Genomic DNA, 15404 nt, shown 5'->3' with positions numbered 1-15404 from the left:
AAATCGTTCTACTTTAAAATCATTTTATATTAGTTTTACTCAAACAGAATATTTTTAAGTGAAGTATAACAAAGCCTTAATTTTATCAGCCCTTCTAGTTTTCTCCCTGTTTTTTCTGACCGACTGTACAGGAACAAAGAAAGGAAGAGATCAAAAAGTTAACACCGTAATTCAAACCGCGCGGTCTTATGTAGGTACACCCTATAAATATGGAGGAACTACCCGAGTAGGTTTAGATTGCTCGGCACTTCTTTATCATGCTTATTATAGTGTGAGAATTCAATTGCCAAGAGTATCGGAAGATCAGGCGAAAATTGGTGAGAAGATTAAACTAAAGGATTTAAAACCGGGCGACATGGTGTTTTTTGCTACGGGGAAGAAGAAAAATGAAATTACCCATGCCGGCATTGTTACTGCGGTAAGAAGTAAATCCGACATCCGTTTTATTCATGCTTCTACCTCACTTGGAGTAACGGAAAGCAATCTGTTTTCACCTTATTATATACAAAGATTCAAACGAGCCAGAAGAGTGCTTTGATTTATATACTTGGCCTTGTATATTTGCCGACCTTTTGGGGGATTAGCTCAGCTGGCTAGAGCGCTACACTGGCAGTGTAGAGGTCACCGGTTCGACTCCGGTATTCTCCACCAGAAGTAAAAAGCTTCACAGAAATGTGAGGCTTTTTTGCTATTAGCTCAGCTGGCTAGAGCGTCCCGAACTTGCTTCGGGAAGGTCACCGGTTCGCCCCGAGGCTTCGGGGCGGTATTCTCCACAGAATTGAAAGCCTTGCAAAAATGCGAGGATTTTTTGGTTTCTAGTAGAGCATTTTAACCAAATAGTTCTACTTCTTTATCCTAAGCCTATCAGGCCCATGATTCAACTTCTAGTTTCTAGAATCTAACTTTTTGCCTGTGCAACTTTCGGCTATATTATTTATCTTTAACCAGTTAAGCTGTCTCAGGTCTGAAAAAGGCGGCTTAACGGATAGAAACAAATTCAAATCTCAAACAACAACACAATGCTTAAAAGTTATCTCAAAATTGCTTTACGCAGCTTAAAGCGCCATAAGGTTTTTTCCATCATTAATGTTCTGGGTTTGTCAGTTGGGCTTGCCTGCTGTATGCTAATCGGTCTTTACATTTCTGAAGAAACCAGTTACGATAAGTTTCACACCAACTCGGATAATATTTACCGATTTACCCGTGAGTTCATTAGCCCCGATGGCTCTACATCTCTTCATCTGTCACGTGTGGCACCTCCGTTTGGGCCATTGGCCAAAGAGGATTTTTCTGGAGAAATAGAAAAAATTGGCCGAATGATGTCGGTGAGCGGCCCGGTGAAGTACAACAACAGGCTCTATGATGAAGATAACTTCTACTTTGCTGACCCTGAAATAGCAGCAATTCTAACCTTCGATGTAATTGAAGGAAATATAGTACAGGCACTGACTCAACCAGGCTCTGTAGTGATTTCAGATGAAATGGCTTATAAGTATTTTGGTGATGAAGATCCCATTGGTAAGTCGATTAATTTTCTTTCTCAAGCGGATTTAATTGTAAAAGGCGTTTTCAAAAAGCTTCCTGAAAACTCTTCTTTTCAGGTAGATTTTCTAGCCGAAATGACTCCGCTGGAAGCCTTTTATGGAGGTAGAGAAGCGATGATGCAAAATTGGGGGAGTAATAATTTCGCTACTTTCTTTACGCTCAAGCCCGAAGGGCGGATCAGCGAAATCGAACGTAGAATGGGTGATTTTTTAAATAAACACATCGATGAGGAGGCTACCACTTGGACGGCCTTACATGTTCAAAAACTTACAGATATCCACTTGCATTCTAACTTGGATGACGAACAAGGGCAGAACAGTGATATTACTTATGTTTATATTTTTGCTTCCATTGCTTTCTTGATTTTGGCCATTGCTTGTATCAATTACATGAACTTGGCCACTGCCCGTTCTGCTACTCGCGCCAAAGAAGTGGGAATGCGCAAAGTTTTTGGGGCAGGAAAAGGCAAGTTGATCAATCAGTTTTTAGTGGAGTCCATTGTATTAGTGTTCTTCGCTTTGTTTTTGGCCGTTGGAGTAACTTCTTTGATACTTCCTTATTTTAGAGCATTTACCGGCCTGCAACTTGAGTTTGACTTATTCACTAACCTTCCGTTGGTAGCCGTTATTTTAACCAGTGCCGTTGTGGTGGGGGTACTTTCGGGCAGTTACCCAGCTTTCTATTTGTCTTCTTTTCAACCTTTAAAAGTTTTGAAAGGCAAACTAACAGGAGGAGCTAAAAGTGGCAACTTAAGAAGGTTTTTGGTGGTAGTTCAGTTTACCATTTCTGTAATCTTAATTGTTTCTACCATTGTGGTGTTCAAACAACTCGATTTTATTCAGAATAAAAAATTAGGCTACGACCGTGAGCAGATGATGATTATGGGGGTAAGTCAGCAAGTTGCAGATCAGTATGAAGCTTTTAAAAATGAATTGCTTACTATTCAAGGTGTAAAAATGGTAGGCGGATCAAGCCGAGTGCCTTCAGGCCAGCTATTAGATTCGCAAGGAGCACAGGCTGAAGTAAACGGAGAGATGTTGCCAACTCCGGTGGTGATAAAAAGTCTATCTGTTGACCCTGACTTTATTCCAACCTACCAAATGGAAATGGCTAGTGGGCGCAACTTTTCCGATAATTTTGCTAACGACTCAACTTCATTTGTTTTAAATGAAAAATCGGTGGAGGTGATTGGTTGGGGTAGCGCAGAAGATGCCATAGGCCAAAATATGATTTATGCAGGGGTGCGTGGCAAAGTAATAGGGGTAGTGAAAGATTTCCATTTCGAGTCGTTGCAAAGCGAGATTTCGCCTATAATTATGGTCAATCGCCCTAACCAAATGCGTAATCTTTCTATCAAAATTGAGGGCACTAACATTCGGAGTGCGATTCAACAAGTAGAAGAACTTTATGCAAACTTTTCACCCAACGCTCCATTGAATTATAATTTCTTGGACGACCGTTTCGAGAACCTTTATACTACAGAAACACAACGTAGTCAATTGTTTACTTTGTTTTCAGGCTTGGCTATTTTCTTAGCTTGTTTAGGCTTGTTTGGTTTGGCATCATTTACCGTGTCGCAACGAAGTAAAGAAATTTCCATCAGAAAGGTGCTTGGTGCTTCGGTGCAGCAAATTGTGGGCATTCTTTCAAAAGAGTTTGTTATTCTTATTGCTGTGGCCATGCTTTTGGCCTTCCCTGTGGCCTGGTATTTTATGAACGACTGGTTGGCAGGGTATGCTTACAGAACTACGCTAGGGGTTTCGCCATTTTTACTGGCCGCGCTTATAGCAGGTGCCATCGCTTTTGTTACTATTAGCTTTCAAACCTTTAAGGCTGCGGTTTCAAATCCTTCAGAACGATTGAGAGACGAATAGAAAATTCCAGTTAGGGGAAAGAACTCCTTTCCCCTAACTTATTTTGTTACCGTATTTTTGATGCGCTCCAGCTGCACCAAATGGCGTTGCGTATGGGCAATGATAAAGCGAAGGGCTTCGCCCAATCTTAGTTTCACCATTGAACCTAGAGCGGTAGGTACTTTTATGCGATCAATGTTTACCGCACGGCTTTTCTCTACTAAGGCGATCATCTGTTTATGAACCTGTTTGAATTCAGCCATTACAGTATTTGAATTGAGTTGACTTTTGGGCTCTAGAAATTTGAAGGTTTTCAACTTCATGGATATTTCTCCCTCGGGTTTTGGAGCGTTCATTTTGGCAAACATTTTACCCTTCCAATGACCTTTGTAATTATCTGCTGCTGCCGGAAGCTGTTGACCATTTAGCTTCTCCTTGAAGTTTTTTACATAAACCGCTGTGGCCAAAGTAATGTGCTCAATGCATTGTAGCATACTCCATTTGCCATGTGATTCGGGTTGGTTTAGGGTTTTCTCATCTAAATTTGCTGTGAGGTTTTCTACTCGGCTTATTGCTTGCTCAAGTTCGTTTATAACTCCATCTAGATATTTCTGAGTGCTTATTGCCATGCCTTTAATTTTTTACAAAGCTAAACCGGGTGCTCGAACCAAAACTTGATTTATATCAAGAAAGAACTACATCGTCTTTTTTCTCATGCGACTAAAAGTTTCTGCCGACATGCCCAAGTAAGAGGCCAAGTGTTTTTGTGGTACTAACTGAAAAATATGTGGGCTTTGATCCATTAATCGATTAAAACGCTCTTCGGCTGAATCGGCCAAAATGGACTGAATGAAAACACCAAAACCTACTAATACACTTTGATTGAAAAGGCGTCCCCAGCGTTCAAAGACTTTATACTGATCGAATAAGGGCATTAAGTCATGATATTTAATTCGTATTCCAGAAGTTTCTGTGAGCGTTTCAAGCGCATATTGAGATGGTTTTTGTAGCATGAAAGAGTCGTAAACACCACTGTATTCGCCATGGTAAGAAAAACCGATGTTAAATTCTTCTCCATTTTTTATAAAGTAGCCGCGAATGACTCCCTCTGAAATAAAATAAAAGTAAGGTTCAACCTCGCCCAGCTCGGTTACTCGATGGTTTTTATCGAAGGAAAAGGGTCTCCATTTTTGAGTGAAAGCTTGCCATTCTTGATCATTGGGCTGGACAATGCTTCGGACTTTCTTTTCTAATTGCTGCAAAACTTCTTCCATGAATCTAAAATAGCACAAGCGTTTTAAATCGGAGTCATTTTTGATAGCTTTAGGTATGGGTAAGTCAATCCGTATTTTTAAGTCTCACGAAGAATCCGAACGGTTTATGTTGGAACAGTCTTTAAACCGAACTCCAGAAGAGCGTATTCTTTGGTTGTTGAACCAAATCAAGGTCATGAATAAATTTCAGCCTAATAAAAAAGAACCCAGAGGTTTTCAATTGAAGAAAAGAAATGGATGATTATTATCTACATGTGATCAAAGCCTTTAATGTGAGTGGTGTCCGCTATATGGTCATTGGTGGCTTTGCCGTCAATTTTTACGGTTACAACCGCACAACGGGAGATTTAGATTTGTGGGTATCAAATGATGAGAACAACTTGATTAAGCTTGGGAATGCTTTTTACAGAATGGGTTATGAATTTTCAGAAGAAGCTGAAAATGAGATCATTAAAAATAATATTGTGAGTTTTTCAGAAGGAAATTACACGGTGGAATTACTTGCAAGAATCAATATCAGTAAGGAAATAAGCTTTGATGAAGCGCTAGAAAAAGCCGAAACTCGGATAATTGAAGGAACGGAAATAAAAGTTATTTCTTTCCAAGACCTGAAAAATGAAAAATCCCGATCGAAGCGATATAAAGACTTAGATGACTTATCGAAACTGGAAGAAGTTGAGGCCTATTACGCCAAAAAGCTAAAAGAAGAATAGTTTAATCGCAAAGGCCGAAGCTGTGACCATCACAAAATAGCGAATCCAATTGTCGCCTAATTTCACGCTCCATCGGCTCGATAACCAACCACCAACCGCTTGACCTAAAGCCAAAGGAATACCAAATTCCCAATTGATGATGTCATAATAAATGAAGATAGCCAAGGCTACCGAAGTATAGGTAAGAGCTACAAATACTTTAATGCTGTTGGTTTTCACTAAACTAAAGCCATTTACTAGTGTGAGTGCCATAATCATTAGGTAACCTACTCCAGCCTGAATAAAGCCTCCGTAAATACCTATAAAGAAGAAAATGAAGATAGAAGTTAAGGTTGCCTTTTTGCTCGTGTTTTCTTCCTTTTTGAAATACTTGAGCGGATTGATGGCCATATAAACTACAACCGCTACAATAACGAAAGCCAAGATTTTATTAAAAAGTTCTTCATTGATATCGACTGCTAAGAAAGCACCTACAATCGACCCAAAAAAAGCAGAAATACCCAGCCAAACATTAAATGGATACACGGAAACGCCCTTGCTCTTAAAGCCGAGTACAGCAAAAATATTCTGTAAAACTATGGCAACTCTATTTGTGGCATTAGCCACATTGGGAGGCAAGCCTAAAAATATCATCACAGGTAAAGCAAGCAAAGAACCTCCGCCTGCTAGGGTATTTAAGCAGCCGGCAATTAAACCGACTGCCAGTAATACCAAGATAATTTGATAGTCCAATGTTAGTTATCCCATCTCCAATCCCCACCAATTTGTAGCTTCAGCTTAAGGTCATGACCTTCTAAGAAAGCTTTGGTTTCGGCATCGTTTAGTTTTTTGGCAGGAAGCGTTTCGGCATTGGCCAATGCGTAAAGCATCATAGAACTAAAACGAACATTGTTTACCATATGCTCTTTGTTTACTAAGTCGAAGGAATCACAATCGGCATGGTAGCAACCATAAATGGCGCGGTCTAATCTTGAGCTTGGTGCAGTGTAAGGAATTCCTTGCAACATAAATGGCTGATGATCACTATGCAGTCCAGCACCATTGCTAACTGCGTTAGTGTAGGTAGTAGAATCAATCGCCATGATTTCTTTTCCAACAGCCTTAAAGAAAGCTTCGGCTTCTGGTCTTCCGCCTGTTCCAAATCCAGCAGGGTTACCCGACATGTCTTGGTTCATTACATACTTAATTTGGTCAATCGTTCCATTCTTTATGGCTTCGTCTACCATATATCTAGAACCCAGTAAACCTTCTTCTTCACCCATAAACATTACAAACTGAACAGTTCTTTTTGGTTTCAAATTCAAGGCTTGGAAAGTTCTAGCCATGTCTAATACAGCAAATGAACCAATGCCATTATCGATTGCTCCAGTAGACAAATCCCATGAATCTAAATGTCCGCCTACAATAATTTTCTCATCAGGAAACTCTGAACCCTTAATTGTGGCAATCACGTTTCTCGCTTTAATTAATCCCGATTGGTTGGTCATTTTAATAGAAGCAAATTGGCTTTTTGCTGCCAAACTTTCTTTCAAGGCCATTCCATCTTCTTTCCCAATACAAACCGCAGGGATTGGAATAAGGCTACCCGTAACCGAAGCCGTTCCGGTAAGTAAAACGCCTCCATCTACTTGGTTAATGATGATGATACCAATAGCACCATATTTAGTCGCTAAAGCGGTTTTTTCAGAACGGTGTAACCCTGGAGTTCCTTTTGGGCTATCTGGCAAAGTACCAATATACACCAAAGCGATTTTCCCCATTACGGCATCAGGTCTGGCTTCATAGTCAGCATCAACGCCATTGCCCATGTCCACGATTTCAGCAGTCACATCTGCTGAAACAGGAGAGTGTGCCAAAGTAACGGCAGGCACAGTTTCCAATTTACCCTTTGCGCCAATCTGCACATCAATATTTCCTCTCGACCATGATTCTACTTCGAAAGGTTGGAACTGTACATCAGTCATCCCATAGCTTTTCAGTAGGTCATAAGTATATTGTTCGGCCTGAGCGCCATTTTCAGAACCTGTAAGTCTGTGACCAATGGTTTCAATGGCTTCTCCTAAAGTTTCGTAGGCTTTAGAGTTGGCCAAAACTTCTTCATTAATTTTTTTGAAAACCGTGGCTTGGTCATCGGCTTTTGGTGAGCAGGCCGTAAAGACTAGCGCAGCGCTAAAGAGTATGCAGAGTGTTTTTTTCATAGTCATAAAAATTTGGAGGCGGAAGTTAAAAAAGAAATCGGAGCAGTGTAGCCACTTTTACACGATCGTTTATAATTAAATGATGCAATCTATAACTGGCTAGTGCTCAAATCTTTTATTCCTTCCCCTTTGAGTTCCTTTAGATAGATTAATTTTGTTTCTTTGCCCAAAAATTAACCAGCATAAATTTAAAGAAATGTCAAGATTCAGAAGTGGTGTACTTTATGGCCAAGAGCTTAAGGATTGTTTAGCTTATGCCAAAGCGAATGAGTTTGCGTTACCAGCAGTAAACGTTACTGGTACAAACACAATCAATTCAGTTTTAGAGGTTGCGGCCAAAGTGAATTCACCAGTAATGATCCAGTTTTCAGTAAGTGGTGCCGCTTTTTATGCTGGCAAGTCACTTGCAAATGACGACTACAATGCATCTATTCAAGGTGCTATTTCTGGTGCTATGCACGTACATCAAATGGCCAAGCATTATGGTGTTCCTGTAATTCTTCACACCGACCACGCTGCCAAAAAATTATTACCTTGGATTGACGGCCTTTTAGAAGCCGGTGAAAAATATTACAAAGAGAATGGTCAGCCATTGTACAGCACGCACATGCTCGACCTTTCTGAGGAAACACTTGAGGATAACATTTCTATCAGTGTTGAATATTACAAAAGAATGCATGCCCTTGAAATGGGTATTGAAATAGAGTTGGGAATTACTGGTGGAGAAGAAGACGGTGTAGACAATACAGATGTAGATTCTTCAAGACTGTACACTCAGCCAGAAGAAGTGGCTCAAGCTTGGGATGCGTTAAGACAAGTAGGAGATATTTTCACAATTGCTGCTTCTTTCGGAAACGTACACGGTGTTTATAAGCCAGGTAATGTTTCTTTGAAACCAGAAATCTTGAAAAACTCTCAGGATTATATCAAAGCTAAATTCAATACCGAAGACAAGCCAGTTTACTTTGTATTCCACGGAGGTTCAGGCTCAGAGCCTGCTCAAATTAAGGAAGCTACTTCTTACGGTTCAATCAAAATGAACATTGATACTGATATTCAGTGGGCATTCTGGGATGGCGTTCACAGCTATTACAACGATAAGAAGGATTACCTTCAAGGCCAGATTGGTAACCCAACAGGCGATGATTCTCCAAACAAAAAATTCTACGATCCACGTGTTTGGTTAAGAAAAGGAGAAGAAAGCATTGTGAAAAGATTAGAAGAAGCCTTCAGCGATTTGAATTGCATGAACAGAAACTAAACTTTATTTCAAAAACTAAGGTTAAGAGAGCAACTACAGGTGGTAGTTGCTTTTTTTATGCCCTAATTATCGGGTGCGCAGTATTATAATTGTTAGAATACTTATTATCTTAAAAGGATGAAACAGTTTTCCGACCTTTTGTTTCTGGATATAGAAACAGCCGCAGCCTATAAAAGCTTTGATGAATTACCCGAAAGAATGCAGAAGCTTTGGACCAAAAAAGCTGCGTTCTTACGAAATCCAAATGAACTGTCGCCAGCCGAGTTGTATGGCCAAGCAGGAATTTATTCAGAATTTGGAAAAATAATTTCCATTGCGGTGGGCTATTTTAAAGAAGAAGAAAATGGATTTTCGCTTAGGGTGAAGGACATATCGAGCCACGATGAAATTGAAATTTTAACCGAGTTTAAAACCTTGGTAGAAGAAAAATTTAAATCGAAGAAATTAAGGCTTTGTGCGCACAATGGTAAGGAGTTCGATTTTCCATATATCGCCCGAAGAATGATTATAAACGGCATTGAAGTGCCTAAAACACTTCAAATGTCGGGTAAAAAGCCATGGGAAATTCCGCATTTAGATACCATGGAAATGTGGAAGTTTGGTGACTATAAACACTTTACTTCACTGGATTTGTTGGCCGCCATTTTAAACATTCCCACTAGTAAAGACGACATTGATGGAAGTCAGGTAAATAGAGTGTATTACGAAGAAAACGATTTGGAGAGAATTGCGAAATACTGTAAAAAGGACGTTATTGTGCTCGCGCAGGTATTTTTAAAACTCAATCAATTTCCTGCAATAAAAAATGATGACATTTTCATCATCTAGAAAGATTCGTGTTCTCCCCACCTTTGCTTAATTTCTAGCATATTTTTAAACATTATTAAATAACCCCTTTATGGGTAATAGAAGAAAAAAACAAACAAATACAAATGGCTCCGATCGCGGAGCTAAACAAGTACAGCCCCTCATCCTCGATTTCCTCGGTGAACATCCGGGTAGAGGATATCAGATCAAGCAGATATTAACGGCCCTTGGGGTCAGAGATAAAAACTCGAAGAAAATTGTAACTGAAGCCATTTTCCGATTGGAAGATATAGGCGCAATTAAAAAACTACGTAACGGCTCTTTTGCCCTCGATAAGAGTGAAAGAGAAACTATTACAGGAACAGTCGATTTTGTGAACGCAAGGTTTGCCTACGTAACCCCCGATGGCGGTGATGAAGATACTGCTGATATTTGGGTATCGATAGACGATACCAATGGCGCCATGGATGACGATAAAGTCAAAGTGGTTTTGAAGAACAAAAAGCATGGAAAGCATGCTGAAGGTAAAATTGTTGAGGTACTGGAAAGAAACCGCGATGAGTTTGTGGGCCGACTGGAAATGTCGAGCCGATACGCTTTCGTGATTTCCGATTTCAGAAAAATGTTTTACGACATCTTCATCAATTTAAAAGACTTAAACGGTGCGAAGCACAATGATAAAGTCATTGTGAAAATTACCCAGTGGCCCGAAAGAAATAAAAAACCTGAGGGAGTGGTCACCAGAGTGCTTGGAAAAGCAGGTGAACACAATGCAGAAATTCACTCTATTATTGCCGAGTTTGGCTTGCCTTTGGAGTTTCCAGAAGGGCTAGAAACCGCTGCCGAAAGCATTTCAGATAAAATCACCAAAGCAGAAATAGCCAAACGTAGGGATTTCAGAAATGTGACTACCGTAACGATTGATCCTTTCGATGCAAAAGATTTTGACGATGCGTTATCTGTTCAAAAATTACCAAACGGAAATACGGAAGTCGGAATTCATATTGCCGATGTAACGCATTATGTAACACCAAATTCTGAACTCGAAAAGGAAGCCGTAAACAGGGCTACTTCGGTATATTTGGTCGATCGCACCATTCCGATGTTGCCTGAAAGGCTCTCGAACGGACTTTGCTCTCTTCGCCCTAATGAAGATAAACTTACGTTTTCGGCTGTGTTTGAATTGGATGAAAACGCGAATATCAAAAACGAATGGTTTGGCCGAACCATCATTCATTCTGACCGAAGGTTTACTTATGAAGAAGCCCAAGAAAGAATTGAATCGGGCGAAGGCGACTTTGCAGAGGATATCAATCATTTAAACAAGCTGGCTCATCATTTGAAAAACAGGCGTTTTAAAAATGGTGCGGTAAATTTTGAAACCGTGGAGGTTAAGTTTGTACTCGATGAAAACGGTAAGCCGCTCGGAATTACCCCAAAGGAAAGAAAAGATGCGCATAAGCTGATTGAAGAGTTTATGCTCATGGCAAATAAGCGTGTGGCCGAATTTGTATTTAAAAAAGGTACTAGAGACAAACCAAAAACTTTCGTTTACAGAACCCACGACAACCCAGATCCTGAAAAGTTGAATACTTTTTCAAACTTTGCTGTAAGATTTGGGCATAAAATGGATGTAGAACGTCAAGGAATTTCCAAATCACTTAATGCATTAATCAGTGAGATTGAAGGAAAGCCTGAGCAGAACGTTTTGCAACAATTGGCCATCCGTACTATGGCGAAAGCAAAATATACCACGGCTGAAAATGGTCACTTTGGTTTGGCTTTCGATCATTATACACATTTCACTTCGCCCATTAGGCGTTACCCCGACATGATGGTGCATCGTCTGCTTCAGCATTATTTGGATGGGGGTAAATCGGTAGACAAAGAAGAAACAGAAGAACTTTGTGTTCACGCTTCGGAACGAGAAAAGCGCGCTGCCGATGCGGAACGTGCTTCTATTAAATTCAAACAAGTTGAATTTATGGCCATGGCCGAAGATAAAGTTTTTGCAGGGATTGTTAGTGGTGTTACAGAATGGGGTATTTTTGTGGAAATCACCGAAACCAAATGTGAGGGCATGGTAAGAATGTCTGATCTCACAGATGATTTTTATGAGTTTGATGAACAAAACTATCGAGTGATTGGTAAACGAAACAAGAGAATCATTACCCTTGGCGATAATGTAGATGTTAGGGTGAAAGCTACCGACATTGACAGAAGAACCATCGATTTAACATTTGCAGAGGATGACCGAAAATCACCTAGAGCTGGTTCAGCTCATAAATAAAAGATTAGAAGAACGAGATTACGGTAGCGAGCCAAAAGAGCTTTATGAACCTATAAGATATATTATGTCTTTAGGTGGAAAGCGAATGCGCCCTTTGCTCGTGCTTTTGGCGTACAAACTTTTTAAAGACGACCCCGAAACGGTTGTGGACCAAGCCTTGGCGGTGGAGGTGTTTCATAATTTCACCCTAGTACATGACGATATAATGGACAATGCTCCTTTGAGAAGGGGCAAGGCCACCGTGCATGAAAAGTGGGATGCAAATACCGCCATTCTTTCAGGTGATGTAATGATGGTGAAAGCCTACGATATGCTTTTGGATGCTCCGGCCAACCTTAAACAAATAGTACACGATTTTAACGCTTGTGCTGCGGGAGTTTGCGAAGGTCAGCAACTGGATATGAATTTCGAAAGATTAGCTACAGTAGATGAGTCGGCTTATATCAATATGATTAGGCTGAAAACTGCCGTGCTTTTAGGTTTTAGTTTGAAGCTGGGAGCCATGCTTGCCCAAAGCTCAAAGGAAGACGCTGAGTTGCTATATGACTTTGGGGTGAGTATTGGCATTGGATTTCAGTTGAAGGACGACTTACTGGATGTATATGGCGATCAGGCCAAGTTTGGGAAGCAGGTAGGAGGAGATATCATTTCTAATAAAAAGACTTTCCTTTTGCTAAAGGCACTTGAATTGGCCAATGAAGAACAGAAAAAACAACTCGATTATTGGTTGGGGCTGAGTGAATTTGACGCTGTTGCTAAAGTGGAGGCAGTACGTGCTATTTATGATGCCATTGGCATTGAAGCTTTAACCAAAGCCAAAATGAACGAATACTTCGATCATGGTTTTTCAGATTTGGAACAACTTGATATTGAAGAAGAAAAACGAGCTTCGCTGAAGAGGTTTGCAGAATACTTAATTGATAGAGAGCACTAAATGCAGGTTACCTACATATTGATGGCCGTAATTGGCTTGGTCACGTATTTTGCTTGGGAGCGACCGGAATGGCATAGGCGTTTAATGCTTAATCCGTACACTGTTGTTCACGAGAAGAAGTATTACCAACTCATTACCTCAGGTTTTGTACACAACAATGGTATCCATTTACTTCTCAACCTTTTTACGCTTTACTTTTTCGGTCTGGCAATAGAGCAAATATTCTATACCTACTTTGGAGAGTTAGGCCTTGTGCTGTATATCCTTCTTTTTATCACAGCAGTTATTGTGGCGAATATTCCCACAACGATAAAACATAAAAATAACTACAACTATAATTCACTTGGGGCATCCGGTGGGGTTTCGGCCTTGGTGATGGCCTTTATTCTGTTTGACCCGATTAGAGATTTGTGCCTTTATGCTATTATCTGTTTGCCGGGCTATATTCTAGGCGGACTCTTTATTGTTTACTCCATTATTATGAGTAAGCGAAATACAGACAATATTAACCACGATGCTCATCTTTTTGGTGCCATCTATGGCGTTATCTTCACATTACTCCTTCGCCCATCTACCTTTGCTTATTTTATAGAGGCTGTTTTTTAAGGTTATTCATATAAGGGTTAAGGCGCTGATTTATCGTTGTTTAATCGTGTAGCGATATTTTTTTTCGAAAATAATTCAATTTCAAGGGTGACTTTTCGGTGTTTATATCATTAATAAATATAGGGTATAGTTAATACTCCATTGTGGATGGGTATTAAAACCCTCAGTTTTAATGCTAAGAACAATAAAGAATCACATGAAAAAGCAGATTTATTTAACCATCCTATTGCTTTCAGCCATTGGCTTGGGACTGTTGGGCTGCTCTGAAGAGGATATCTTCGAGACAACTGAAGCCCCAGAAGTCAACAGCATCATTTCACAGTTTTCTCCAGAGGCATTTAGCAAGGTTGTTTCCAGTGACTATAAAGTGGACTGGAATATATCAGTGCTCCTTGAGCACTCCGAAGAGCTGGGTTTGGACTACTATGAGTTTGAAATCAGCCTTTCGGAAAAACAAGTCCCGATCACAAACAAACTTTATGACACAAAGCAATCACTGCTCGCCATAAAAAGAGAGGGTGGAAAATATGATTTCTATGTGGCCAAGTACTTTATGGATCGTTGGAAGTCCGAAGGCAAGTCGGTAAAGGATGTTTCCCTTTCCAAAATGGAAAGTTTCTCGGGGCTTCTCAATGTGTTCGATAATAACAACCAAATGGTTTACGCCAAGAAGATGGACAATGGCAAATTATTAGATGCTCCTCTTTCGCTAAATAGTGACTTCAGCAATGGCAACATTGAAAACAGAATGGTGGAAAACTGTGAAGTTACCGCCACTTATCATTATATCGACAGTTACTTGCTCTCCTATGAAAACGAATGGGTATATCAATACTCTGAATTGGTAAATATATCCTATGAAACTGAGTGTAACCTTGAATATATTCCGGACCTGTACCTTGGTGGCGGGGGAGGCAGTGGCACTTATTACTCTCAGAATGGAGGTGGACCTTATGCAGGCTGTGGTGACTCAGTTCGTGGATGCTTATATAAAATAGAACTAGAACAAGATTACCGAAGCCAAATGTCTACAGCTGAAATCGGAATATTTGACAATATGTCTACTTGGAACCAAGCACTCTATTTGGCAAATGCCAAACAAGCCTTAAATTATGTTGCCGCCAACTATAGAGAGTCGAATTACAATGGGAAAGGAGACGCAATTAGACATGCTCTTTTTCATGCCTTGAATACCATTACGATAGGAGAGTCTCTATCAAAGCAGTTGGGAGACGCTCATGAAAACCGCCCACCTAATTATAGTTATGAATTTAAAGAGGTTCAAATGGATTTACACAACAATAGAATTGGTCGAGAGTGGTCTAATTACTCTGAAAGAGGTTACCCTGACATTCTAACCTCTATTAATGCAGCATTCAATAGTGGCGAATTAGTCTATCTCTCAAACCTAGAAGGAGGGGCGGCTCGTGGCCGTGCAACTAACTCATCTCAATTAATACCAACTAACTTATAAATAGAAATTATGAAGAGCTTTAGTACCTTGGTGATCATTTCTTTATTTACGTTTACAAGTTGCGCTTACAAGGAAAACCCTGACATTATTATTGTTAATGAGTCAAGTACAGTTTTTGAAAACGTATTTATTCATTCTGTTCATAGTAACGACTCAACTAACCTTGGTAGCTTGGGAGTTGGTGAACGTTTAAAAGGTAGTTTTGTGAATACTGACCCCAACCCAACAGACGGATGTTATGTGGTGAGTGCTACGAACGCTAATGGCCGACAGATTTATGAATGTATGGGTTACTATACTAATGGAAGTTCATTAAATCGAGGTTTTCAATTGACTATAAAGGATGATACTACCTTGAGCAAAGAATGGTAGTATTTAATATTTTCAAATTAAAAGCAATGCTATAATAGCAAGTTTGAAAATAATCAAATGACATAAAATATGCTGCA

Annotated in this window: 14 protein-coding genes and 1 tRNA gene; 11 read left to right on the top strand and 4 right to left on the bottom strand. The window is 39.9% G+C overall.

Translation table 11 applies throughout. The annotated features are described in order from the left end of the window. Window positions 1-58 precede the first annotated feature (58 nt). The 3 genes from MB14_RS07155 (at window position 59) to MB14_RS07145 (ending at window position 3419) form a co-directional block, all read left to right on the top strand. Window positions 59-538 (top strand): C40 family peptidase, encoded by a 480-nt coding sequence (locus MB14_RS07155; RefSeq protein WP_062590903.1) that lies wholly within the window; start codon window positions 59-61, stop codon window positions 536-538. Window positions 539-574: 36 nt separating this feature from the next. Then, window positions 575-651: transfer RNA gene (locus tag MB14_RS07150), tRNA-Ala, on the top strand. A gap of 368 nt (window positions 652-1019) precedes the next feature. Further along, window positions 1020-3419: an ABC transporter permease gene (locus MB14_RS07145; protein WP_084375997.1), complete on the top strand. Its 2400-nt coding sequence runs from the start codon at window positions 1020-1022 to the stop codon at window positions 3417-3419. Between the two features lie 38 nt (window positions 3420-3457). On the opposite strand, the gene MB14_RS07140 is transcribed toward MB14_RS07145, so the two are convergent. Both MB14_RS07140 and MB14_RS07135 read right to left on the bottom strand, forming a co-directional pair. Next, window positions 3458-4027: a DinB family protein gene (locus tag MB14_RS07140; protein ID WP_062590901.1), complete on the bottom strand. Its 570-nt coding sequence runs from the start codon at window positions 4025-4027 to the stop codon at window positions 3458-3460. 66 nt (window positions 4028-4093) lie between these two features. Next, the gene (locus tag MB14_RS07135) at window positions 4094-4672 is read right to left on the bottom strand and encodes a Crp/Fnr family transcriptional regulator (RefSeq protein WP_062590900.1); all 579 of its coding nucleotides are present in this window, start codon (window positions 4670-4672) and stop codon (window positions 4094-4096) included. A gap of 233 nt (window positions 4673-4905) precedes the next feature. Here MB14_RS07135 and MB14_RS07125 point away from each other — a divergent pair, with 233 nt between their 5' ends. After that, complete coding sequence (locus MB14_RS07125; RefSeq protein WP_062590898.1) at window positions 4906-5385, top strand: nucleotidyltransferase; 480 nt, start codon at window positions 4906-4908, stop codon at window positions 5383-5385. Here the strand turns inward: MB14_RS07125 and MB14_RS07120 are convergent. Continuing rightward, window positions 5371-6117, bottom strand: a complete 747-nt coding sequence (locus MB14_RS07120) for a sulfite exporter TauE/SafE family protein (RefSeq protein WP_062590897.1) — start codon at window positions 6115-6117, stop codon at window positions 5371-5373. The genes MB14_RS07125 and MB14_RS07120 overlap by 15 nt on opposite strands. A 2-nt stretch (window positions 6118-6119) precedes the next feature. Next, complete coding sequence (locus MB14_RS07115; protein WP_062590949.1) at window positions 6120-7583, bottom strand: M20/M25/M40 family metallo-hydrolase; 1464 nt, start codon at window positions 7581-7583, stop codon at window positions 6120-6122. Between the two features lie 196 nt (window positions 7584-7779). On the opposite strand from MB14_RS07115, the gene fbaA reads away from it, so the two are divergent. The 7 genes from fbaA to MB14_RS07080 all read left to right on the top strand — a co-directional run bounded on the left by fbaA (window position 7780) and on the right by MB14_RS07080 (window position 15327). Next, the gene (fbaA, locus tag MB14_RS07110; RefSeq protein WP_062590896.1) at window positions 7780-8844 is read left to right on the top strand and encodes a class II fructose-bisphosphate aldolase; all 1065 of its coding nucleotides are present in this window, start codon (window positions 7780-7782) and stop codon (window positions 8842-8844) included. A gap of 117 nt (window positions 8845-8961) precedes the next feature. Further along, window positions 8962-9672, top strand: coding sequence for a 3'-5' exonuclease (locus MB14_RS07105; RefSeq protein ID WP_053222497.1), 711 nt, complete (start codon window positions 8962-8964; stop codon window positions 9670-9672). A 70-nt stretch (window positions 9673-9742) separates the two neighbouring features. Beyond that, window positions 9743-11941: a ribonuclease R gene (gene rnr, locus MB14_RS07100; RefSeq protein ID WP_062590895.1), complete on the top strand. Its 2199-nt coding sequence runs from the start codon at window positions 9743-9745 to the stop codon at window positions 11939-11941. Then, on the top strand, window positions 11901-12875 hold the full coding sequence (locus MB14_RS07095) for a polyprenyl synthetase family protein (protein ID WP_062590894.1): 975 nt from the start codon (window positions 11901-11903) through the stop codon (window positions 12873-12875). The genes rnr and MB14_RS07095 overlap by 41 nt, the downstream gene beginning before the upstream one ends. After that, window positions 12876-13481, top strand: coding sequence for a rhomboid family intramembrane serine protease (locus MB14_RS07090; RefSeq protein WP_062590893.1), 606 nt, complete (start codon window positions 12876-12878; stop codon window positions 13479-13481). Window positions 13482-13677: 196 nt separating this feature from the next. Continuing rightward, the gene (locus tag MB14_RS07085) at window positions 13678-14955 is read left to right on the top strand and encodes a DUF6973 domain-containing protein (RefSeq protein ID WP_062590892.1); all 1278 of its coding nucleotides are present in this window, start codon (window positions 13678-13680) and stop codon (window positions 14953-14955) included. A 9-nt stretch (window positions 14956-14964) separates the two neighbouring features. Further along, a complete protein-coding gene (locus tag MB14_RS07080; protein WP_062590891.1) occupies window positions 14965-15327 on the top strand; it encodes a hypothetical protein in 363 nt (120 codons plus the stop codon). The last annotated feature ends 77 nt before the right edge of the window (window positions 15328-15404 follow it).

Origin of the sequence: Roseivirga ehrenbergii, assembly GCF_001593005.1 — a bacterium.
Taxonomy (GTDB): domain Bacteria; phylum Bacteroidota; class Bacteroidia; order Cytophagales; family Cyclobacteriaceae; genus Roseivirga; species Roseivirga ehrenbergii.
The sequence above is the reverse complement of the archived record's forward strand: the minus strand, read 5'-3'. Positions and strand labels throughout refer to the sequence as shown.

Coding starts and splice junctions, on each gene's coding strand:
- rnr (WP_062590895.1), top strand. CDS start 9,743: ATGGGTAATAGAAGAAAAAAACAAACAAATACAAATGGCTCCGATCGC.
- MB14_RS07140 (WP_062590901.1), bottom strand. CDS start 4,027: ATGGCAATAAGCACTCAGAAATATCTAGATGGAGTTATAAACGAACTT.
- MB14_RS07145 (WP_084375997.1), top strand. CDS start 1,020: ATGCTTAAAAGTTATCTCAAAATTGCTTTACGCAGCTTAAAGCGCCAT.
- MB14_RS07105 (WP_053222497.1), top strand. CDS start 8,962: ATGAAACAGTTTTCCGACCTTTTGTTTCTGGATATAGAAACAGCCGCA.
- MB14_RS07085 (WP_062590892.1), top strand. CDS start 13,678: ATGAAAAAGCAGATTTATTTAACCATCCTATTGCTTTCAGCCATTGGC.
- MB14_RS07095 (WP_062590894.1), top strand. CDS start 11,901: ATGACCGAAAATCACCTAGAGCTGGTTCAGCTCATAAATAAAAGATTA.
- MB14_RS07115 (WP_062590949.1), bottom strand. CDS start 7,583: ATGAAAAAAACACTCTGCATACTCTTTAGCGCTGCGCTAGTCTTTACG.
- MB14_RS07080 (WP_062590891.1), top strand. CDS start 14,965: ATGAAGAGCTTTAGTACCTTGGTGATCATTTCTTTATTTACGTTTACA.
- MB14_RS07090 (WP_062590893.1), top strand. CDS start 12,876: ATGCAGGTTACCTACATATTGATGGCCGTAATTGGCTTGGTCACGTAT.
- MB14_RS07125 (WP_062590898.1), top strand. CDS start 4,906: ATGGATGATTATTATCTACATGTGATCAAAGCCTTTAATGTGAGTGGT.
- fbaA (WP_062590896.1), top strand. CDS start 7,780: ATGTCAAGATTCAGAAGTGGTGTACTTTATGGCCAAGAGCTTAAGGAT.
- MB14_RS07135 (WP_062590900.1), bottom strand. CDS start 4,672: ATGGAAGAAGTTTTGCAGCAATTAGAAAAGAAAGTCCGAAGCATTGTC.